Origin of the sequence: Staphylococcus sp. 191 (assembly GCF_011174885.1) — a bacterium.
Taxonomy (GTDB): Bacteria; Bacillota; Bacilli; order Staphylococcales; family Staphylococcaceae; genus Staphylococcus; species Staphylococcus coagulans.
Genome location: NZ_PNRJ01000001.1, coordinates 150,351 through 167,178, shown reverse-complemented (window position 1 = coordinate 167,178; position 16,828 = coordinate 150,351). Strand labels below are relative to the sequence as shown.

Below are 16,828 nucleotides of genomic sequence, written 5' to 3'. Positions count from 1 at the left end.
ATGGGTACTGATACCGTTTTGATACCATTTACTCGTCAAAAATGGCTATGGCATCATGTTTTTTCTGAGTATATAAATGACTATACGTACCCATTGTTTCGGTTATTTGAGCATGACGCATTAATGATTGTAGTACGAATATATCTACACCGTTATTTGCTAGGTAAGATGCATATGAATGTCTTAGGGCATGTATGCTATAATTAGGAAAAGCCTTGTTAAATTTTTTATGAACATGGCTATAATGTTTAGGGGCAAGTCCGCCAAATATAAAATAGTTTTGTTCATCAAAATATTTGTTCATCTGTTTTTCACGTTGGTAGCGTTCAGATAACATTTCATTGATAAATTTAGGTAAAGGTACTATATCTTCAGAACTATCTGTTTTAGGCCGAGGGTATATTGACCGATTAGAGATGTCCATCGTTTTATTGATGGATATTTCTTTTTTATATTTATTGTAGTCTGTCCAAACTAAAGCCATCGCTTCGCCGACTCTTAAACCTGTATAAAACATCAAAGTAAATAGTTCCCGATAATCTTGTTCTTCTACTTCTTTTATACGATCTTCAAATTCTTCTCTCATCATAAAGTTTGGTTTAGGCTTAGTACGTGGAATAGGTTTAATTGATATAGTTGGGTCGACGCGCAATCCAAAATACTTTTTAGCATAATTGATAACCACTTTAAACCCTGACCAAATTGTACGCGCACTGTTAAAAGAATTGATATTATCCATAAGATACTTTCTGAACTCTTGGCATTGTTGCTGAGTAATTTTGTTCATCTTGATGTGCCCAAACTTCGGTTTTATATGCAGTTTGTATTCATTCTCTTTCCGTTTTCTAGTTTTAGGCCGCAGGTCACTATTGTCTAAATAATGATAAAATGTATATTCATATGTGTTCGAATCACTATAGCCTTCGTTGACTTCTGTTAAAAATTCAGCTTCTGCGCTTTTAGCCTCACGTTTAGTCTTAAATCCTCGTTTTAATTTCCTTTTGTTATTGCCGTAAATATCTTTGTATCTAACAGTAAAGTACCATTTATCGCTTTTGTCGTCTTTGTACACCGGCATTTCGTCATTCCTCCTCAAAAAAAGTAAAAAAATAATAAGGGTACGTGTGGTACCCGTGAAACCGTATAAAAAAGACGCCTGTATAAACTACAGACGCCACTTATAATTATAAGATTACATTGTTAATTACCAAAAAGGTAACAAATATATACGTGTTTTAAAGGATGCCCCTTTAATATATTTAAATTATATCATCTTATATCAGGAATCTGCAATATGTTATTATTAAAGGATAGATGGTGCTACCTGTATTTAAAATGTTAGTATAACATCTTAAATACTTCTTTCTATATTCCAATCTTTCAGTATCTTTTCATTAAAATCTACATGCTGATAGTTCTTTAATAGCTTTTCTGTTTTTTTTATAAATTCAGAAACAGCTTCCTGAACAGATAAATCAAATGCTTCTAAATCTTCCAGTTCCGTACCTTTATGAATTAAATCGATTATTTCTGAATTTACGTTTAAAGAAGAAAGTTCCTCCATCATATAGGGTGTGAAAATTATATGTTCTGCATTTTCTATTGAAATAAGATTGTGCTTAAGTTGATGAAATAAACCATGAATAGTTATTAAAGTGAATTTTTCAAGTTGTTCTTTGTTTTCAAATATTAGCATTATTTATTACTCCATCCTGACTTAGTTTTTACATCGAACACTAAACCTGATTTACTTTGGAAATAATGAACTGAAACTTTTTTCTTTCCAATGTATCCATCTTTATATACTTTTTTCCATGGTCCTTTTTCAACCTTTCTAAGTTTGGCTAGTAAGGTTTTATTATTCACGTTATGATGCTTGGTTTTTCCACTAACTGCCCTAAAATTTCGAGGGAATTTCGGTGCATATTTAATGCTTTTATAAAATGTCATACCGTTTTTAACTACATATTTAACAATAGGTCCTATAACTCTAGGTTGTATTGTGGCTTCTTCCTCTATTATGTAGTCAGGCATATTATCTAATAAAGACTCGTTGATTGTGTTATCTTCTAGCCCGATAGAATCGATGCTTTCCTCTTGTAAAGCGATTGCTGAATTTGTTGAATATGAGATTGTAAAAGTTAATAATAATATAAATACAATAATTTTATTTTTCATGTTATACCTCGTATGTTGTGATTAGATACTGACTAGTAGATTTGTTTTATCAATAATTATTATAGATAGGGGGGTGTTTTTGAATATTTTATAATTAGTATGCATGCCCCCCACCACCTTAAAGCGTTTACTAAGTAGGTGTTTTTTAATTTATTTTAACGACCTAGCCCCATGTCAACGATAATATCGCGTTCAATTTCTTCGTTTTTCTTTCTTAATCTCCCGCTTATCAAAAAGGCGTCAATCAAAGACCAAAAACCTAATCCTCCTAACGTAAATGTCATAGCAATAGCGTAACCTATATCACCTAAATAATAACGGTGACCCCCAATTCCTCCTGTAAAAAACCATAACAGCCACATAACGCCTTTACTTTTTTCTTTCTTGTCCATTTCTGAACGTAAAATCATTAAATCATTTTGAGACATGTTCTGTTTTGCTTGTAAATTCATTTTGCAAAACCTCCTATTTTAATTTTATATTAAACGCATAAAGCGATTTAACCAGTTTTATAAATCTTTATATATTATCAGCGGTTCAAACTCAATGATGTATTTACCATATCGAGTTCTTAAGCCATATTTTTGCTTGTAATGTTGTATAGCATCTAGTACAAAATCTTTAGTGACTTCAAAATATGTAGCTAAATCATAAATATTTTGCACACCATAATTAAAAGCGTTAATTAGACCCTGCAAAGTAATCACTGATTCATTTGCAAGGCGTCTTGCTTTTAATTCAAATTTTCGATTAAGCATGTTTGATTGATCTAAGATGTTACCAGCAGATATTTTATAGTGTGCTATTTCTTCTGCTAAAATTTCATGTTTTTGATAAGTATTAAGCTTACTATCGACAAGTATGACATCGTTGTCATAAAATCCTTTAAAATTTCCTGGAAGATTATATTTATCTTCAATGTCGATGTAATCGTGTTGTATTAATAATTCTTCATACTTGCTCAAACATATCACCCTTTGTTTATTTATCGCGTGATTTCCTCACCATTTCCGCAAACTCTCTAATTTTGGCGAGTTCATCTTCTGAAAAATCGCCATCTAAATGAGCGGCAAGATTGTCTTGTTGTTGTGATTGTCCACTGTTATCAAATCCAAGTAAATATTCTGTACTGATACTAAGAGCTTTTGCAAAATCTTCCGCCCGATTTAAAGGGAATTCTCTAGTTAGATTTAAATAACGTGATACTGCAGATTTTGCAATTCCGGCACGACGAGCTAATTCACTAAGCGATAAATTTTGTTCCTTCATTGCCGATTTTATAATTGTGATTATTTCATCATTGCTTCTCATTTTAAGTATCTCCTGTGTATAAAATATTTGTTCTTATTTGTGAACAATTAGATTATAGCACCGTTCCCAAATGAATACAATATATTAGAAGAAAAAAACTTTATGATTTTTTTAGGGTAAAAAATGTTGACATGTGAGAACGATAAATGTTAAGGTATAAACAGTTCTCAAACGAGAACGAAGGAGGTGACAAAATGGTACTTGATCTAAAAAGATTGCGAGCCGAAAGGATTGCTTGTGGAATCACACAAGATGAAATGGCTAATTTAATGGGATGGAAAACAAGAACGCCATATGCAAAGAGGGAAAATGGTTTGGTGGATATTGGGGCTAATGAATTTATCAAAATGGCTAAAATATTGGGATATGAAACGAACAATCTTGATATTTTTTTTACCAACAACGTTCCCGAAAAAGAACAAAAAGCTTAAGGAGGATACTATGGAACAAATCACATTAACCAAAGAAGAATTAAAAGAAATTGTAGCAAAGGAAGTTAGGCAGGCTTTAGGTAAGAAACCAATAAAACAATTTTCGATTTTTAGTGAAGTAAGACTTGATGAAGTTGATATTGCAAATATAAATGAAGACTTTAGTTTTACAAAGTTTATAAAAACACCATTTAGAGGACGCCACTACAAACCTTTAGCTTTACGGAAGTATCCATTTGGAGGCAATGAATATTTTAATGGAAAAGTAAATGACGATCATATACATGACTTTATCAGAAAATTAACTTTAGCAGTTTTTGGTGTTACAAGAAATTCTGATTTGAGTGAACGTGAATACGAAGAAGCTGTTGATGTTTATAGACATTTCAAAACTATGTATAAACATCAATACACAAAGCGTTTATCAAAGCTGACTATTGAAGATTTCGAATAGAAAAACAAACAACTTAAAGGAGGAAAATAAATGCAAGATTTACAAACATTCAGTAACGATATGTTTTCAATCTTAATCAAACAAGATAATGAAAATAATTTATTCGATTTAGAAACTGTCGCAAAAAGTTTGGGGTTCACTCAGATTAAAAACGGCAAGCAATATATTCGTTGGGAAACTATCAATAAATATTTAGGGAAATATCTTTCCCAAGAAGTTGGGAAAGGCGATTTCATACCAGAACCAATGGTTTATAAACTAGCTTTTAAAGCAGGTAATTCAACAGCAGAAAAATTTCAAGATTGGTTAGCTATGGAGGTTTTACCTGCGATTCGGCAAACAGGGATATATCAAGTTCCAAGTGATCCAATGCAAGCGTTGGAATTAATGTTTAAAGCTACAAAGCAGACTAAAGAAGAAATCGAAAGTGTAAAAGCAGACGTTATTGATTTAAAAGATAACCAAAAGCTTGATGCAGGTGAATATGGTTTGGTTACTAAAACTATACATCAACGCGTTGCATACATTAGACAAATTCACGGATTACCTAATAGCAAAGAGGTTAACAAACCGCTGTATCAAAACATTAACAATGATGTAAATACAATGGCCGGAATTAAAACGAGAACGCAGTTAAGACAGAAACATTTTAACGATGTAATGGAAATCATTACAAATTGGTTTCCATCACAATCAACAATGTACGTAATTAGACAACTTGAAATGGACTTTGAGGAGGGGGGCAAATGAAAAAGCAATTTTTGACCATAAAGGAATTACAGGTTCTAACTGGTGTGTCGAAAAGTAAGGCTACATCTATCACTAGAGCTTTAAATGAAGAAATGGAAGAAGAAGGATTTGTTGCTATTAGAGGTAAAATTCCAATTCAATTAGCACGCGAAAAATTTCCGTATAACGATTTGTCAGATGAAGCTGTTAAAGAATTGGAGGAACAAGCATGCAATATTTGATCGCATGGTTCAACACCGTATCAGTCGCTATCGTATTAACAACTGTCTTAGCATTCAGTGGCGTGTACTTCACTACTATTCTGTTTGTCGTAATCCTATCAGAAGCCGTGACGTACAACAGCACAAAAGCGGTTTTACGAAGCATTAAAAAAGACTGATAGCAACGGCAATTGCTAATCAGTCGAGGGATAATTATTTCAGAAAAATATCTATCCCTAATTTACCACAATTAGGAGGAATTGAAAAATGTATTTCCCGAAAGGCGAAGAATATACAGGAATTATTGAAGTAGAAGGCTTCAAATTCCGTAAGCATGTCACAAGACAAGATGATTACATCTTGATTGAAATCACTGACATGACATACAGAGTCATCGCAGAAACGAAAGTATACGATGTCTCAGATGTAGACATCGCACAAGAAGTTATTAACGCAGCTATTTACGATTTTATCGAGTACCAAACAGATGAGCTAGACAAAGTTATGGCTCATTTTACAAAAGTATAGGAGGAACAAACTATGGAATTAGTGACAATACATTATACCGAATTTAAAAGATTAGTAGCACAAGAGAGTAGATTAAAAGATAGAGTGGCGGAATTGGAGGAAGAAGTTTCCGCTTTAAAGGCTGACGTCGATAATTTAATTGACGAAAACGAACATTTAGAAAAACAAGTCAAATTGTTATCTGTTTTAGAAGATGACGATGAAGAGGAGGAATTACTAGATGAGTAATTTATATGAATTGTCAGGAGCATTCAAAGAGTTGTCGAGTCAAGAAGAATTAGATCCAACATTACTGAAAGATACACTCGATTCTATTAAAGAAGAAATGAATGTAAAAGTGGATAACATCATTAATTGGAGACGTGATGTATTAGGCGATGTTGATGTTATTGATAAAGAGATTAAAAGGTTGCAGGACTTAAAAAAACAAAAGACAAATCTATGTGATCGTCTTAAAGAATATTTGAAAGACATGTTAGATGTTCAAGAAGTAGAAAACTATCGCACAGCTACCAATCACATTTACAAGCGCAAAAACGGAGCAACTAAAAAAGTTATCGATGAAAGTTTAATTCCACAAGATTATTGGGTTTCACAAGCACCTAAGCTCAACTCAAAACAACTTACAGACGATTTGAAAGCAGGCAAAGATATACCAGGAGCAGAATTACAGGTAACAGAAAGCTTGGTGATTAAATAATGAGCGAGGAACAAGACATTTTGACGCAGTTAGGCGTTAAAGATATTAGCCAACAGAACGCCAATAAGTTTTACAAATTTGCTGTTTATGGAAAGTTTGGGACTGGTAAGACGACGTTTTTAACTAAAGACAACAATGCGCTTGTATTAGACATTAATGAGGACGGTACAACAGTTACAGAAGATGGCGCTGTTGTACAAATCAAGAATTACAAGCATTTTGCAATGGTAGTTAAGATGTTACCAAAGATTTTAGAACAACTTAGATCTAACGGAAAGCAGATTGATGTGGTGGTTATAGAGACCATTCAAAAACTACGTGACATCACAATTGATGACATTATGGCAGGTAAAACAAGAGAGCCGACATTTAATGACTGGGGAGCAACAGCTACACGTATTGTACACATGTATAGATACATTTCAAAATTACAGGAACACTACCAATTCCATTTAGCAATCAGTGGTCATGAGGGCATCAACAAAGAAAAAGATGAAGAAGGAAGTACCATCAATCCCACTATCACGATTGAAGCACAGGACCAAATCAGAAAAGCAGTAGTCAGCCAATCTGATGTACTAGGAAGAATGACCATTGAAGAATATGACCAAGACGGACAAAAGGCATTTAACTACGTATTTAACGCAGAACCATCGCCGGTTTTTGAAACAAAAATAAGACACTCACAAAGTGTGCAAATTAACGATAAAAAGTTTATCAACCCAAGTATTGATGACGTAGTACAAGCAATCCGAAACGGAAACTAAATAAAGGACGGTAACTAATTATGAAAATTACAGGTAGAGCAAATCATATTACAGAAACGAATCAAGAAGCATTTATGAAAGGCGGAGAGTTCTTAGGCGCGGGAGAATTTACAGTAAAAGTAAAAGAGATTCAATTCAACGATAAAGAAAATAGATATTTTACAATCATATTCGAGAATAATGAGGGCAAACAATTCAACCATAATCAGTTTGTGCCACCATTCCAAGAGGATTTTCAAGAAAAGCAATACATCGAATTATTAAGTAGATTAGGAATCAAACTAAACTTACCAGATTTAACATTCGATACTGATCAACTTATCAATAAGTTTTGTAACATCGTTGTCAAATGGAAGTTTAGAGAGAATCTAGGACGATATATGGCACAACTATCATATATCAAAGTTTGGAATAAAGGGGATGAAGTAGTTAATAAACCAACACCTAAAACGGACGAACAAAGAGCAGAAGAAACACAAAATAATTCCAATCAGCAACAAACACCGATGTCTCAACAAAGTAATTCATTTGCAGGCAGCGACTCATTAGGATATGACGACCAAGATTTAACATTTTAAGGTGTGATATAAATGCAACATATTACAAGATACCAGGCAGATAACGACGGTACGTATTCCGTCGTTGCTACTGGTGTAAAACTTGAGCAAAGTCATATTGAACTTTTAGAAAATGGTTATTCGATAAACGCAGATGTAGAGGTGCATGACAATAAAAGGATTTCGAGTGATCAACGCAAAAAGATATTTGCACTATGTAGAGATATAGAGATGCACTGGGGCGAACCCGTAGAGTCAACGAGAAAACTATTTCAATCTGAATTAGAGATTATGAAAGGTTATGAACATATAAGTCTAAGTAATTGCAGCATGAAAGTAGCAAGTGAATTGATAGAGCTGATTGTAGCGTTTATGTTCCATCATCAAATACCAATGCAGGTTGAAACAAGTAAGTTATTGAAAGAAGATAAAGCGTTGTTGTATTGGGCTACTGTTAACAGAAACTGCGCGATATGTGGTAAACCACACGCTGAACTAGCGCATTATCAAGCGGTAGGGCGTGGACGAAACAGACACAAAATAGACCATACAGATAATAAGGTACTTGCGTTATGCCATAGACATCATACAGAACAGCACAATATAGGCATGGACAGTTTTAACGACAAATATCACTTGCATGATAGTTGGGTCGATGTTGACGAACGACTTAATAAAATGCTGAAAGGAGGAAAAGTGGATGAAACTAAGTAAAATGCGCGAGGAACTATATGTGTTGGAATTTATACTAAAAACGCATGAAAAAACAATAGATAAAAGCAATGAAGAAACTATCAGCAGTGAAATAGAGAAAAAAATGTTAGAGATGCCACTTGCTGATAGTTGGATGGATTATTTGCTGTTAAAAGATGAGGAAACCAATACTAAGTTAAAAACGATGATAGGGTTGATTCGCCAAAATCTACAACAGGTAATTGAAGAAAAACATCTAGAAGAACTCGAAAGAATTCGTCCTTCTTTTGATAAGGAGTTCGATCCAAATCGAGAGAAAAGATATTTATAAAATTAGACAGTTTTCGTGTAAAGGACTGGTAAGCATAATAATCTTCCTCTATTGTTATTGAATTTAGCTCTACTTCTAAAGATTTAAGAAGAAATTTCAAACACTGAAGATGATAAGAGCTAAAAGAGCCTTTAGTTAATGTGTAAGCAATATTCAATGCAGCTTTAGCTATTAAAAACAAGTCTGTCTCATGAAAAAACATATGTGCGTTATCTAAATTTAAATTTTGTTTTTCCTCTAAAGTTAATAACCGTTTAGTGTTAGACCAATTATCCATATATTCCACCTTCCTTTATTTCGAAATTATACCAGAAAGGAGAATACAAATGACTGATCAACCAAGTTACTATTCGATAATTACAGCAAACGTAAGATATGACAACCGTCTTACGGACAGTGAAAAGTTATTGTTTGCAGAAATCACATCATTAAGTAACAAATATGGATACTGCACAGCGAGTAATGGCTACTTTGCCAAACTGTATGAAGTTACGAAAGTTACAGTGTCACGCCGTATAGCTAATTTAAAAGAATGTGGATATTTACAAGTTGAAATCATTAGAGAAGGAAATGAAATCAAACAAAGAAAGATGTACCCCTTAACAGAAATGATAAGACCTATTAACACAAATGATAATACCCCTATTAACAATTCTGTTAATACCCCTATTATCACAAATGTTAAAGAGAATAATACAAGTAATAATAATACAAGTATTAAAAATATAAATAGAATAGATATATTGTCGGGAGACCCGACCGCCTATCCCTATCTAGAAGTTATTGACTACCTTAACAAACAAACAGGTAAGCAATACAAATCAACTACTAAAAAGAATCAAACAGTCATACGAGCTAGAACAGATGAGGGCTTTACACTAGATGATTTTAAAAAAGCAATTGATAACAAAGTATCGGAATGGAAAGGTACAGACATGGAGAAGTATCTGAGACCCGAAACGTTATTTGGCACAAAATTTGAGGGTTACCTTAATCAGACGCCTAAATTAAGTGGTGTGGATCAATTAGAACGCATGAAGTATGACATGAGCTATTGGGAGGAGTAAAAATGAATCCATTTGAAAAAATAGCTGAGAGAATACAATTTAAAAACGAAATCGTAGAGAAGAAAACAGGATTACATTGTGATAAATGCGGTAGGGATTATGACTGGTATAAATTTGATAATGGTTACGAGTATAAAGATGGTTGTGACTGTGAACTGATAGAAATGGGGAAAGAAGCAACTAATAAGAGAAAACAACAAAGGATTGACGATATTTTCAATCAATCCACCGTAAATCCGTCCATTAAAAACGCAACAGTTAATAATTACGAAGTTAATAACGATTCACAAAAATATGCTAAGCAAACAGCTATTGATTATGTTACTAACTTTTCGAATAAAAAAGGTGAAATGAAATCAATACTTTTTAGAGGTAGTTATGGTACTGGTAAATCACACTTAGCATACGCAATAGCTAAAGCAATTAAAAATAAGGGATATACAGTCGCTTTTATGCAGATACCTGACTTGATGGTTAGAATCAAAGCGACATATAACAAAAAATCATCTGAAACGTTTGAAGATTTAAAGAAGCAGCTCGTTAATTTAGATTTGTTGGTTTTAGATGATATAGGAGTTAGCAATAGCGACCACGATTTATCTATGTTGTATGACATTATTAATAATCGGCAAGATAAAAACAACATCTTTACAACTAACTTTAAAGATTCAGAACTTAATCAAGATATGCATTGGCACAGAATCAATTCCAGAATGAAAAAAGGTAGTCGAAAAGTTAATGTTATCGGCGACGATTACAGGGAGCGTGACGCATGGTAATTACAAAAGAGTTTTTGAAACAAAATCTTGAGTGTTCAGATGTTTATGCTCAGAAAATGCTTGAGTGGGCGCAAGGCGACGATAAAAAGTTGTATGACCTATTTATCCAAAAGAGAGTTGAACGCAACACACGGCAAGATATGACGATATTAGAGGTGGATTAAGTGGCGGAAACTAGAATAGAGATTTTTTACCAGGAGGGCGACAGAAACTTAGGTAATCCAAAAGGGTCATCACGCCCTAGATTTACACGAGGCGGGCATACTTACATGCCTGCACCTTATGTAAAACATAAAAAGTTTGTGGCTGATCAGTTACCAACTTTGATGATAGACAAGCCAATACGGCTCACGATTGAGTTTTACTTTAAACCTAGTAAGTCGTGGCCAAAGCACAAAAAGGAATCGCATATCGGACAACCACACACCATTAAGCCAGATATAGACAATTTACTTAAAACAATATTAGATGCTGGCAATGGCAAAGTATGGACGGACGATGTGCTGATATCGGAAATCAGAACATTCAAAAAATGGGATAGCGTAGCACGTACAGTACTTGTCATAGAGGAGGAGTAAAACGGTGGAAAAATTAGATCTTTTTACAAAAGAACAAGAACAAAGGATGAAATTGAATAGCATACCTAGAGAGATAGCGAGAAGTCGTGTAAGAAGGATGGGATGGACTGCTGAAAAAGCTGTCACTACTCCTGTTCAAAAAAGAGTTAATGATTTACCGAAACCGCTCACTCATCCGAAAGTAGCATATATGCGTTTTATGAAGGAACGAAAAGACAAGTCGCATTTAGTTAAATATCCTCAATCAGTTAAAGCGAGTGACTATTACAAATATCTAAAAAGCCAGGCGTTGTGGAGTGAATGATGTAACTTGGAAAGACCTCAAATTTATAGGATTTACTAGGTCACAAAAATCAAAAATGATACACAAAGGTATCACACCTAGCATTGCGTTAAGTCGATACAAGAATTACTGGAGTATTGACGAGATTGTGAATACAAGACCATATTCGAACAGGAGGGTCAAAAAATGAAAATAAAAGACTTGAAAATAGGCGATAGAGTAAGAGTCACAACTGACGTATATAAATATAGAGTAGATGACAAATGGGAAGAAGAACCAATTGGTCACACTGGAAAAGTGGTACAAAAGTTTGTTGATAGGAGTGTAATGCTTTTATTGGAAGACCATTCATTAGAAATAATTACTGATGCTGACGATTGGGAGTTTGTTCGCTGATGGGGGCTGCAATGTATGAATATGTGATTTACAAAGGCGATGATGTCGTATGTGGCGGAACAAGAAAAGAGATATTAGAAAAGTTGAACATGTCACCCATGACATTCGATAGAATTGTAAATCCCTCGACGCAATTGGAAGAAGCGAAAGTGTTCCGGAGAAAGGGGCACAGTCAACGCATGGTAGGCGTCAAAGTAAGTGTTGCAGAAATTAAACAGGAACTGGGGTTGGCGTGATAATCATGAGAAATTTAAGCGACACGGTAAAACAACGCTACCGCATTAATACGGCTGGCAAGTCGCCAACACAGTTACAAAAGGAGTTACGCAAGCGTGGTGTAAAAGGTTTTGTGGTTGGTGTAAATCATAATCGTGTAGCAATGCTGATTGATCCACGCGATAAAAAACGGAATAAGGAGTGCATGCTATGAGTATTTTCGATAAATACAACCTATTTGACCAAGACGGTCGCAAGGTAATCAGTGTTGTACCCATTAAGGACAGATACAACGTTGCAGGCGTGGCGAACGCTATCTTTGCAGGGCAAATGTGGGATATGAGCGAGACTGAATTAATGCGGTTTAAAGCGACGCATAATTTGTTCCTAGAGCAAGAGCTAGGTACGCAAAAGACAATATTTGATTATTGAGGAGGAATGTTGATGAAAATTAAAAAGCAAATGACGTTACTACAGTTAATTGAGTGGGCGTGGGATAACGGTATTAAGAATAAAACTTTTGTTGCAAATAAAGAGGGGAGAGTGAAATTTGACTCTAGAGGTTGGTTCAAAACTTCGATGATTGTAGAACCAGACGAAACTTTTACGGTAGAAGTCGAGGAAGAAATTACAGAGGAAACGGTTATTCCTATGGTATTAGAGGTCTGTGAATATTGTGATGGTTCACTTATTGCAGGTCTAAGACGTGGATGCAGTATAAAAGAAGCCTTAGACGATAATGAGCTTATGGGCATTACAACCCATGCATTCTACATACTCAATGATGATGCATCTTTGACGTTAATTTGGAAATATGGGGGGTGGTGGAATGATACCGAAATTTAGAGAGTGGGATAAAGAGAGGCGTCAAACTGATTATCAGCAAGGCATGAGTTATGGTCAGCGGAGTGACTTTGATATGGGGTTTACAATCTGGTTTGATCATATGGAAGATTTAGACTTAGTTGAAAAAGATGGCACTATTAATAGAATCGTCATGATGTCAACAGGTTTAAAAGATTTGTATCAAACAGAAATATATGAAAAAGACATTGTTAGTGACTCATACGGCGATTTATTCTTGGTTGAATGGTTAGATGGTGCCTTTGTATTAACGGAATATTATAACGGCGGATATGACCATCATTATATAAATGACTCATCAAATTTAGAGGTTATCGGAAACAAATACGAGAATCCCGAATTGCTGAAGGAGATGGTGGAATGAATGCTTTAGTAAATTTGGGCGAGAGAATAATTCAACTCGAAAAAGAGCGCGACTCACTCATCGACGACATTACAAAATTACGCAAAGAGCGTGACGACCTAAAGCGTAAATTAGATGATGTGGTTGATTTATTCAACACACACCTAGCGTATAAAAAGGCGTGGTCGGATAATCCTTACTACGATAAGTTACAGAATGAATAGAATATTGGAGGACGAGTGAAATGGCTATCAGTGTAGGAGATAAAGTATATAACCCTGAAACAAATGAAATGTTAGAAATTGTGCAACTGGTTGGAGATATTAGAGAGACGCATTATAAGCTGTCTGATGATTCCGTTATTGGACTTATAGATTTTATCATCAAACCAATTTATTTAATTAAGGAGGGCGCAAACAATGACTAATCAATTAGACACTTTAATTGCGTTGAGCGAAGAATATATAAGAGTTCTTAAAGAACGTAAAAAAGTAAATCTTGAGCATGGTTTTGATATTGTATCAAAAACTAGACTCGAACGTACAGGATTAGTGTTAAGACAAGCTATGTTAGATTTTGAAAAAGGGAGAATGAAATGAAAATATTGGTTGAGCATTATTTAACGTATGGTAAGCAAGACTCAGAAACTTTATTTGAAAGCTGTGTTATTGAGGATTCAAAGCAAGAACGTCAAGGACTCTTAGAAGATATAGTCTTTGATTACTGCTTTGACTCAGAAGATGATTTTATAAACGGAAAAAGTGATAGCTTCTATTATAGTAGAGATGGTGGAGATTGGGATGAACCAACTGGTGGCTATCTAGTGGTCTATTCGTATGAAAATAAGCTAGAAGAATTGCAGAAACAATTCGACAAAGAATTAGGACGTTTAAATAAGCAATTCGGAAAAGGAGAATAGGTAATGACTAATACATTACAAATCAAATTATTATCAGATAACGCGACAATGCCGAAACGTGAGCACGATACTGATGCAGGCTTTGACATTTACGCAGCTGAAACAGTTGTGCTTGAACCACAAGAGAAAGCATTAATTGCCACTGACATAGCGGTTAATATTCCTAAAGGGTACGTTGGACTGCTTACAAGCCGTAGTGGTGTGAGTAGTAAGACACATTTAGTGATTGAAACAGGCAAGATTGACGCAGGGTTTACAGGAAAAATGAAGATTAATATTAAGAATGATTATGTGTACGAAGACCCGTATGATGATTTATTCGACCATGCAGATAGATTGTACAGTGGAGTTCATGGCGTAGATGGGAGATTAATTGATAGTGATTTATATAAAGACTTCCCAGTGTATCAAATCAACAAAGGCGACAAACTCGCACAGTTATTGATTGTACCTATCATTACGCCAGAGTTAGAGCAAGTGGAGGAATTTACAAGTGAGTCAGCAAGAGGAGAAAAAGGGTTCGGATCATCAGGATTCTAAAGACATACTAACAAAAGTGAAAGAGGTGCTGGGGAAGTGACACAGTATTTAATTACTACATTTACAGACTCGACAGGACAAACGTTTAAAGAAGCGATTAAACCACGGCACAATCAAACGTTTACGGTTGTGGAAGCAGAAAGCAAAAAGGAAGCGCTGAAGATATATGAGGAGGCAGGCAATAATGATTAAACGTATTATAAACTTACTTATCACATTAGCGTTATATGAGTTAGGTAAATACCTAACAGAGCAAGTGCTTATCATACTGATGTCAGTTGATGATATCGACATGACTTTCGCAGAATATGATCATGCACATTTGAATGGCATTAAAGCGGAGGTGTCGGAATGATGTGGATTATCATATCGGTAATACTTGGATTAATAGTATTAATACTATTGGCAGACAATAGCCTTTTGCGGAAAGAGAATGACGCCCTAAAGTATACCAATATCTATTTAAGCTTTAAGTTTAAAGACGATGTTGATGCTAAAGAGTTTGAACGTTTTATTGAAAGATATAAATAGCGGAGGTAAACATGACTGATATTAAACCTGGTACTTTCAGATATATAGAATCAGAAATATACAATCTTGATAATACAAAAAAAGACATTCAACGGTTGCGGTTAGAAATACTTAATCCAATTCAACCCGTCGATAATAATATTATTTATGGTCCGCTTCAATCAGGAGAACCTGCAAGAACAACAGAGATTATGGCAACACGATTAATGACAAATAAGATGCTGCGAAATCAAGAAGAAATGGTTCAAGCAATCGAACAAACGTATAGCCAGTTGCCAGATACACATAAAAAAGTGATACGACTAAAATACTGGTCGCGCAAAGATATGAAGATGGAACATATAGCAGATGAATGTTTTATGCACCGTAATACTGCAGGCAAAATTAGAAAGAACTTTGTTAAAGCAGTAGCACTTGAGGTTGGAATGAAATAATGGTGTGTGCATAGCGTGTGCATAGAGCGTATTATTTAATGATATTATGATATTATCAGGTACTATATTATAGAGCGTTTAGGTTCACCCCTTAGCCTAAGCGCTTTGTATATTGATATGAGTCACACACGTGTGATTGATATGAGTGTACAACTCAAATAAAATACCCAAAACAAAATCACTAGGTACTGTTAACCGCAGTACCTTTTTATTATGCAAGGAGGTAGACAATGGAATTCAATAAGTACCAATCATTAAAGCAACCAACTGATCAGCAGACACATCTACTGTCACTTATGAATGTGGTAGGAAAACTCACACACAACAAAGACATCGATACATTAACTGTATTACTAGGTGATGCACTAGAACATATTACATCTATTGCTACACTCAATAACATTACACTCGATACTGTTGCAGGTATCAACGCTAATTCCTATCAACCTAACTTGCATAAGATGATTAACAAAGGCGATACGATTATCTATCAAAAAGATAAATACATTGTGCATGATGTGATTGGTAATCAATTACTTGTGGCTAATCAAACAAGAGATATGGTGATTGATATAAACGATGTGAGCTTATGCCAGTAATGCGACGTTGTAGTCATCCAACATGCAACAAACTAATTAGCTATAACGAAAACTATTGCGATAAGCATAAGACGTACACAAACGCTAAATACAACGATGTAAGGCAAAGGAATGACCCAGAATACCTAAGGTTCTATAAATCTAGGCAGTGGCAGAAAATGCGTGAAATCGTATTGATGGAGAATGATTATATTTGTAGATCATGTGGACGTCAAGCGCAAATGGTTGACCATATTATCCCGACTAAAATTGATTGGTCAAAACGATTAGAAAAAGAAAACTTACAGCCATTGTGTTACGAATGCCACAACAGAAAAACGAAAAGAGAGCAGAAGGAAGTCCCCCACATTAATGAACGGGGGCGGTGAGGAAGGCGCTG

Annotated in this window: 40 protein-coding genes; 34 read left to right on the top strand and 6 right to left on the bottom strand. The window is 34.7% G+C overall.

Annotated elements, in window-relative coordinates; all coding sequences use genetic code 11:
- Positions 1-28: 28 nt before the first annotated feature.
- The 6 genes from C1H58_RS00845 to C1H58_RS00820 all read right to left on the bottom strand — a co-directional run bounded on the left by C1H58_RS00845 (position 29) and on the right by C1H58_RS00820 (position 3,489).
- Positions 29-1,078: a site-specific integrase gene (locus C1H58_RS00845; RefSeq protein ID WP_015728790.1), complete on the bottom strand. Its 1,050-nt coding sequence runs from the start codon at positions 1,076-1,078 to the stop codon at positions 29-31.
- Between the two features lie 273 nt (positions 1,079-1,351).
- Positions 1,352-1,696 (bottom strand): DUF3969 family protein, encoded by a 345-nt coding sequence (locus C1H58_RS00840; protein WP_065520444.1) that lies wholly within the window; start codon positions 1,694-1,696, stop codon positions 1,352-1,354.
- Complete coding sequence (locus C1H58_RS00835; protein WP_065520445.1) at positions 1,696-2,178, bottom strand: hypothetical protein; 483 nt, start codon at positions 2,176-2,178, stop codon at positions 1,696-1,698. The genes C1H58_RS00840 and C1H58_RS00835 overlap by 1 nt, the downstream gene beginning before the upstream one ends.
- 155 nt (positions 2,179-2,333) lie before the next feature.
- On the bottom strand, positions 2,334-2,630 hold the full coding sequence (locus C1H58_RS00830; RefSeq protein ID WP_096543808.1) for a TM2 domain-containing protein: 297 nt from the start codon (positions 2,628-2,630) through the stop codon (positions 2,334-2,336).
- A gap of 57 nt (positions 2,631-2,687) precedes the next feature.
- Complete coding sequence (locus tag C1H58_RS00825; protein ID WP_096543806.1) at positions 2,688-3,143, bottom strand: ImmA/IrrE family metallo-endopeptidase; 456 nt, start codon at positions 3,141-3,143, stop codon at positions 2,688-2,690.
- A 16-nt stretch (positions 3,144-3,159) separates the two neighbouring features.
- On the bottom strand, positions 3,160-3,489 hold the full coding sequence (locus C1H58_RS00820; protein ID WP_096543804.1) for a helix-turn-helix domain-containing protein: 330 nt from the start codon (positions 3,487-3,489) through the stop codon (positions 3,160-3,162).
- A gap of 194 nt (positions 3,490-3,683) precedes the next feature.
- Here C1H58_RS00820 and C1H58_RS00815 point away from each other — a divergent pair, with 194 nt between their 5' ends.
- The 34 genes from C1H58_RS00815 to C1H58_RS00650 all read left to right on the top strand — a co-directional run bounded on the left by C1H58_RS00815 (position 3,684) and on the right by C1H58_RS00650 (position 16,817).
- A complete protein-coding gene (locus tag C1H58_RS00815) occupies positions 3,684-3,920 on the top strand; it encodes a helix-turn-helix domain-containing protein (RefSeq protein WP_037543670.1) in 237 nt (78 codons plus the stop codon).
- A 10-nt stretch (positions 3,921-3,930) separates the two neighbouring features.
- A complete protein-coding gene (locus C1H58_RS00810; RefSeq protein ID WP_165545021.1) occupies positions 3,931-4,374 on the top strand; it encodes a hypothetical protein in 444 nt (147 codons plus the stop codon).
- 30 nt (positions 4,375-4,404) lie between these two features.
- Positions 4,405-5,124, top strand: a complete 720-nt coding sequence (locus tag C1H58_RS00805; protein WP_129955911.1) for a BRO family protein — start codon at positions 4,405-4,407, stop codon at positions 5,122-5,124.
- Positions 5,121-5,345 (top strand): hypothetical protein, encoded by a 225-nt coding sequence (locus C1H58_RS00800; protein ID WP_015728800.1) that lies wholly within the window; start codon positions 5,121-5,123, stop codon positions 5,343-5,345. The genes C1H58_RS00805 and C1H58_RS00800 overlap by 4 nt, the downstream gene beginning before the upstream one ends.
- Positions 5,333-5,503, top strand: a complete 171-nt coding sequence (locus tag C1H58_RS00795) for a hypothetical protein (RefSeq protein ID WP_165545020.1) — start codon at positions 5,333-5,335, stop codon at positions 5,501-5,503. Before C1H58_RS00800 ends, C1H58_RS00795 begins: the two co-directional genes overlap by 13 nt.
- Positions 5,504-5,591: 88 nt before the next feature.
- Complete coding sequence (locus tag C1H58_RS00790) at positions 5,592-5,852, top strand: DUF1108 family protein (RefSeq protein ID WP_165545019.1); 261 nt, start codon at positions 5,592-5,594, stop codon at positions 5,850-5,852.
- 12 nt (positions 5,853-5,864) lie between these two features.
- Complete coding sequence (locus C1H58_RS00785; protein ID WP_165545018.1) at positions 5,865-6,080, top strand: hypothetical protein; 216 nt, start codon at positions 5,865-5,867, stop codon at positions 6,078-6,080.
- Entirely contained in the window at positions 6,073-6,552 is a 480-nt protein-coding gene (locus tag C1H58_RS00780; RefSeq protein WP_165545017.1) for a siphovirus Gp157 family protein, read from the top strand. The genes C1H58_RS00785 and C1H58_RS00780 overlap by 8 nt, the downstream gene beginning before the upstream one ends.
- Entirely contained in the window at positions 6,552-7,319 is a 768-nt protein-coding gene (locus tag C1H58_RS00775; RefSeq protein WP_165545016.1) for an ATP-binding protein, read from the top strand. Before C1H58_RS00780 ends, C1H58_RS00775 begins: the two co-directional genes overlap by 1 nt.
- A 20-nt stretch (positions 7,320-7,339) precedes the next feature.
- A complete protein-coding gene (locus tag C1H58_RS00770) occupies positions 7,340-7,897 on the top strand; it encodes a single-stranded DNA-binding protein (protein WP_165545015.1) in 558 nt (185 codons plus the stop codon).
- 12 nt (positions 7,898-7,909) lie between these two features.
- The gene (locus C1H58_RS00765; RefSeq protein WP_165545014.1) at positions 7,910-8,590 is read left to right on the top strand and encodes a putative HNHc nuclease; all 681 of its coding nucleotides are present in this window, start codon (positions 7,910-7,912) and stop codon (positions 8,588-8,590) included.
- Positions 8,577-8,900, top strand: a complete 324-nt coding sequence (locus tag C1H58_RS00760) for a hypothetical protein (RefSeq protein ID WP_100008595.1) — start codon at positions 8,577-8,579, stop codon at positions 8,898-8,900. Before C1H58_RS00765 ends, C1H58_RS00760 begins: the two co-directional genes overlap by 14 nt.
- Positions 8,901-9,226: 326 nt before the next feature.
- Positions 9,227-9,967, top strand: coding sequence for a conserved phage C-terminal domain-containing protein (locus C1H58_RS00755; RefSeq protein WP_165545013.1), 741 nt, complete (start codon positions 9,227-9,229; stop codon positions 9,965-9,967).
- A gap of 2 nt (positions 9,968-9,969) precedes the next feature.
- The gene (locus tag C1H58_RS00750; protein WP_019166766.1) at positions 9,970-10,746 is read left to right on the top strand and encodes an ATP-binding protein; all 777 of its coding nucleotides are present in this window, start codon (positions 9,970-9,972) and stop codon (positions 10,744-10,746) included.
- Positions 10,740-10,910, top strand: a complete 171-nt coding sequence (locus C1H58_RS00745; protein ID WP_019166767.1) for a hypothetical protein — start codon at positions 10,740-10,742, stop codon at positions 10,908-10,910. Before C1H58_RS00750 ends, C1H58_RS00745 begins: the two co-directional genes overlap by 7 nt.
- Complete coding sequence (locus C1H58_RS00740) at positions 10,911-11,324, top strand: RusA family crossover junction endodeoxyribonuclease (protein ID WP_165545012.1); 414 nt, start codon at positions 10,911-10,913, stop codon at positions 11,322-11,324. It begins immediately after the preceding gene.
- A gap of 4 nt (positions 11,325-11,328) precedes the next feature.
- Positions 11,329-11,628: a hypothetical protein gene (locus C1H58_RS00735; RefSeq protein WP_347563064.1), complete on the top strand. Its 300-nt coding sequence runs from the start codon at positions 11,329-11,331 to the stop codon at positions 11,626-11,628.
- Between the two features lie 165 nt (positions 11,629-11,793).
- Positions 11,794-12,003 (top strand): sortase family protein, encoded by a 210-nt coding sequence (locus tag C1H58_RS00730; RefSeq protein ID WP_165545011.1) that lies wholly within the window; start codon positions 11,794-11,796, stop codon positions 12,001-12,003.
- A complete protein-coding gene (locus C1H58_RS00725) occupies positions 12,003-12,239 on the top strand; it encodes a hypothetical protein (RefSeq protein WP_165545010.1) in 237 nt (78 codons plus the stop codon). The genes C1H58_RS00730 and C1H58_RS00725 overlap by 1 nt, the downstream gene beginning before the upstream one ends.
- Before the next feature lie 5 nt (positions 12,240-12,244).
- The gene (locus C1H58_RS00720; RefSeq protein ID WP_126496584.1) at positions 12,245-12,433 is read left to right on the top strand and encodes a hypothetical protein; all 189 of its coding nucleotides are present in this window, start codon (positions 12,245-12,247) and stop codon (positions 12,431-12,433) included.
- Complete coding sequence (locus C1H58_RS00715) at positions 12,430-12,651, top strand: DUF3269 family protein (protein WP_165545009.1); 222 nt, start codon at positions 12,430-12,432, stop codon at positions 12,649-12,651. Before C1H58_RS00720 ends, C1H58_RS00715 begins: the two co-directional genes overlap by 4 nt.
- Before the next feature lie 12 nt (positions 12,652-12,663).
- The gene (locus C1H58_RS00710) at positions 12,664-13,065 is read left to right on the top strand and encodes a hypothetical protein (protein WP_165545008.1); all 402 of its coding nucleotides are present in this window, start codon (positions 12,664-12,666) and stop codon (positions 13,063-13,065) included.
- A complete protein-coding gene (locus tag C1H58_RS00705) occupies positions 13,049-13,447 on the top strand; it encodes a YopX family protein (RefSeq protein WP_165545007.1) in 399 nt (132 codons plus the stop codon). Before C1H58_RS00710 ends, C1H58_RS00705 begins: the two co-directional genes overlap by 17 nt.
- The gene (locus tag C1H58_RS00700; RefSeq protein WP_242680370.1) at positions 13,444-13,650 is read left to right on the top strand and encodes a hypothetical protein; all 207 of its coding nucleotides are present in this window, start codon (positions 13,444-13,446) and stop codon (positions 13,648-13,650) included. The genes C1H58_RS00705 and C1H58_RS00700 overlap by 4 nt, the downstream gene beginning before the upstream one ends.
- 20 nt (positions 13,651-13,670) lie before the next feature.
- The gene (gene higA / locus C1H58_RS00695; protein ID WP_165545006.1) at positions 13,671-13,853 is read left to right on the top strand and encodes a type II toxin-antitoxin system antitoxin HigA; all 183 of its coding nucleotides are present in this window, start codon (positions 13,671-13,673) and stop codon (positions 13,851-13,853) included.
- Positions 13,846-14,025, top strand: a complete 180-nt coding sequence (locus C1H58_RS00690) for a hypothetical protein (RefSeq protein ID WP_165545005.1) — start codon at positions 13,846-13,848, stop codon at positions 14,023-14,025. The genes higA and C1H58_RS00690 overlap by 8 nt, the downstream gene beginning before the upstream one ends.
- Entirely contained in the window at positions 14,022-14,345 is a 324-nt protein-coding gene (locus C1H58_RS00685; RefSeq protein ID WP_165545004.1) for a hypothetical protein, read from the top strand. Before C1H58_RS00690 ends, C1H58_RS00685 begins: the two co-directional genes overlap by 4 nt.
- Before the next feature lie 3 nt (positions 14,346-14,348).
- Positions 14,349-14,885: a dUTP diphosphatase gene (locus tag C1H58_RS00680; protein ID WP_165545003.1), complete on the top strand. Its 537-nt coding sequence runs from the start codon at positions 14,349-14,351 to the stop codon at positions 14,883-14,885.
- A 36-nt stretch (positions 14,886-14,921) separates the two neighbouring features.
- A complete protein-coding gene (locus C1H58_RS00675; RefSeq protein ID WP_165545002.1) occupies positions 14,922-15,077 on the top strand; it encodes a DUF1381 domain-containing protein in 156 nt (51 codons plus the stop codon).
- The gene (gene rinB / locus C1H58_RS00670) at positions 15,070-15,240 is read left to right on the top strand and encodes a transcriptional activator RinB (RefSeq protein ID WP_165545001.1); all 171 of its coding nucleotides are present in this window, start codon (positions 15,070-15,072) and stop codon (positions 15,238-15,240) included. The genes C1H58_RS00675 and rinB overlap by 8 nt, the downstream gene beginning before the upstream one ends.
- Complete coding sequence (locus C1H58_RS00665) at positions 15,237-15,416, top strand: DUF1514 family protein (RefSeq protein WP_242680204.1); 180 nt, start codon at positions 15,237-15,239, stop codon at positions 15,414-15,416. The genes rinB and C1H58_RS00665 overlap by 4 nt, the downstream gene beginning before the upstream one ends.
- 11 nt (positions 15,417-15,427) lie before the next feature.
- Entirely contained in the window at positions 15,428-15,850 is a 423-nt protein-coding gene (locus C1H58_RS00660) for a transcriptional regulator (protein ID WP_165545000.1), read from the top strand.
- 230 nt (positions 15,851-16,080) lie between these two features.
- The gene (locus tag C1H58_RS00655) at positions 16,081-16,449 is read left to right on the top strand and encodes a hypothetical protein (RefSeq protein ID WP_165544999.1); all 369 of its coding nucleotides are present in this window, start codon (positions 16,081-16,083) and stop codon (positions 16,447-16,449) included.
- Positions 16,440-16,817, top strand: a complete 378-nt coding sequence (locus tag C1H58_RS00650) for an HNH endonuclease (RefSeq protein ID WP_165544998.1) — start codon at positions 16,440-16,442, stop codon at positions 16,815-16,817. The genes C1H58_RS00655 and C1H58_RS00650 overlap by 10 nt, the downstream gene beginning before the upstream one ends.
- The last annotated feature ends 11 nt before the right edge of the window (positions 16,818-16,828 follow it).

Coding starts and splice junctions, on each gene's coding strand:
- C1H58_RS00845 (WP_015728790.1), bottom strand. CDS start 1,078: ATGCCGGTGTACAAAGACGACAAAAGCGATAAATGGTACTTTACTGTT.
- C1H58_RS00840 (WP_065520444.1), bottom strand. CDS start 1,696: ATGCTAATATTTGAAAACAAAGAACAACTTGAAAAATTCACTTTAATA.
- C1H58_RS00835 (WP_065520445.1), bottom strand. CDS start 2,178: ATGAAAAATAAAATTATTGTATTTATATTATTATTAACTTTTACAATC.
- C1H58_RS00830 (WP_096543808.1), bottom strand. CDS start 2,630: ATGAATTTACAAGCAAAACAGAACATGTCTCAAAATGATTTAATGATT.
- C1H58_RS00820 (WP_096543804.1), bottom strand. CDS start 3,489: ATGAGAAGCAATGATGAAATAATCACAATTATAAAATCGGCAATGAAG.
- C1H58_RS00815 (WP_037543670.1), top strand. CDS start 3,684: ATGGTACTTGATCTAAAAAGATTGCGAGCCGAAAGGATTGCTTGTGGA.
- C1H58_RS00810 (WP_165545021.1), top strand. CDS start 3,931: ATGGAACAAATCACATTAACCAAAGAAGAATTAAAAGAAATTGTAGCA.
- C1H58_RS00805 (WP_129955911.1), top strand. CDS start 4,405: ATGCAAGATTTACAAACATTCAGTAACGATATGTTTTCAATCTTAATC.
- C1H58_RS00800 (WP_015728800.1), top strand. CDS start 5,121: ATGAAAAAGCAATTTTTGACCATAAAGGAATTACAGGTTCTAACTGGT.
- C1H58_RS00795 (WP_165545020.1), top strand. CDS start 5,333: ATGCAATATTTGATCGCATGGTTCAACACCGTATCAGTCGCTATCGTA.
- C1H58_RS00790 (WP_165545019.1), top strand. CDS start 5,592: ATGTATTTCCCGAAAGGCGAAGAATATACAGGAATTATTGAAGTAGAA.
- C1H58_RS00785 (WP_165545018.1), top strand. CDS start 5,865: ATGGAATTAGTGACAATACATTATACCGAATTTAAAAGATTAGTAGCA.
- C1H58_RS00780 (WP_165545017.1), top strand. CDS start 6,073: ATGAGTAATTTATATGAATTGTCAGGAGCATTCAAAGAGTTGTCGAGT.
- C1H58_RS00775 (WP_165545016.1), top strand. CDS start 6,552: ATGAGCGAGGAACAAGACATTTTGACGCAGTTAGGCGTTAAAGATATT.
- C1H58_RS00770 (WP_165545015.1), top strand. CDS start 7,340: ATGAAAATTACAGGTAGAGCAAATCATATTACAGAAACGAATCAAGAA.
- C1H58_RS00765 (WP_165545014.1), top strand. CDS start 7,910: ATGCAACATATTACAAGATACCAGGCAGATAACGACGGTACGTATTCC.
- C1H58_RS00760 (WP_100008595.1), top strand. CDS start 8,577: ATGAAACTAAGTAAAATGCGCGAGGAACTATATGTGTTGGAATTTATA.
- C1H58_RS00755 (WP_165545013.1), top strand. CDS start 9,227: ATGACTGATCAACCAAGTTACTATTCGATAATTACAGCAAACGTAAGA.
- C1H58_RS00750 (WP_019166766.1), top strand. CDS start 9,970: ATGAATCCATTTGAAAAAATAGCTGAGAGAATACAATTTAAAAACGAA.
- C1H58_RS00745 (WP_019166767.1), top strand. CDS start 10,740: ATGGTAATTACAAAAGAGTTTTTGAAACAAAATCTTGAGTGTTCAGAT.
- C1H58_RS00730 (WP_165545011.1), top strand. CDS start 11,794: ATGAAAATAAAAGACTTGAAAATAGGCGATAGAGTAAGAGTCACAACT.
- C1H58_RS00725 (WP_165545010.1), top strand. CDS start 12,003: ATGGGGGCTGCAATGTATGAATATGTGATTTACAAAGGCGATGATGTC.
- C1H58_RS00720 (WP_126496584.1), top strand. CDS start 12,245: ATGAGAAATTTAAGCGACACGGTAAAACAACGCTACCGCATTAATACG.
- C1H58_RS00715 (WP_165545009.1), top strand. CDS start 12,430: ATGAGTATTTTCGATAAATACAACCTATTTGACCAAGACGGTCGCAAG.
- C1H58_RS00710 (WP_165545008.1), top strand. CDS start 12,664: ATGAAAATTAAAAAGCAAATGACGTTACTACAGTTAATTGAGTGGGCG.
- C1H58_RS00705 (WP_165545007.1), top strand. CDS start 13,049: ATGATACCGAAATTTAGAGAGTGGGATAAAGAGAGGCGTCAAACTGAT.
- C1H58_RS00700 (WP_242680370.1), top strand. CDS start 13,444: ATGAATGCTTTAGTAAATTTGGGCGAGAGAATAATTCAACTCGAAAAA.
- higA (WP_165545006.1), top strand. CDS start 13,671: ATGGCTATCAGTGTAGGAGATAAAGTATATAACCCTGAAACAAATGAA.
- C1H58_RS00690 (WP_165545005.1), top strand. CDS start 13,846: ATGACTAATCAATTAGACACTTTAATTGCGTTGAGCGAAGAATATATA.
- C1H58_RS00685 (WP_165545004.1), top strand. CDS start 14,022: ATGAAAATATTGGTTGAGCATTATTTAACGTATGGTAAGCAAGACTCA.
- C1H58_RS00680 (WP_165545003.1), top strand. CDS start 14,349: ATGACTAATACATTACAAATCAAATTATTATCAGATAACGCGACAATG.
- rinB (WP_165545001.1), top strand. CDS start 15,070: ATGATTAAACGTATTATAAACTTACTTATCACATTAGCGTTATATGAG.
- C1H58_RS00665 (WP_242680204.1), top strand. CDS start 15,237: ATGATGTGGATTATCATATCGGTAATACTTGGATTAATAGTATTAATA.
- C1H58_RS00660 (WP_165545000.1), top strand. CDS start 15,428: ATGACTGATATTAAACCTGGTACTTTCAGATATATAGAATCAGAAATA.
- C1H58_RS00655 (WP_165544999.1), top strand. CDS start 16,081: ATGGAATTCAATAAGTACCAATCATTAAAGCAACCAACTGATCAGCAG.
- C1H58_RS00650 (WP_165544998.1), top strand. CDS start 16,440: ATGCCAGTAATGCGACGTTGTAGTCATCCAACATGCAACAAACTAATT.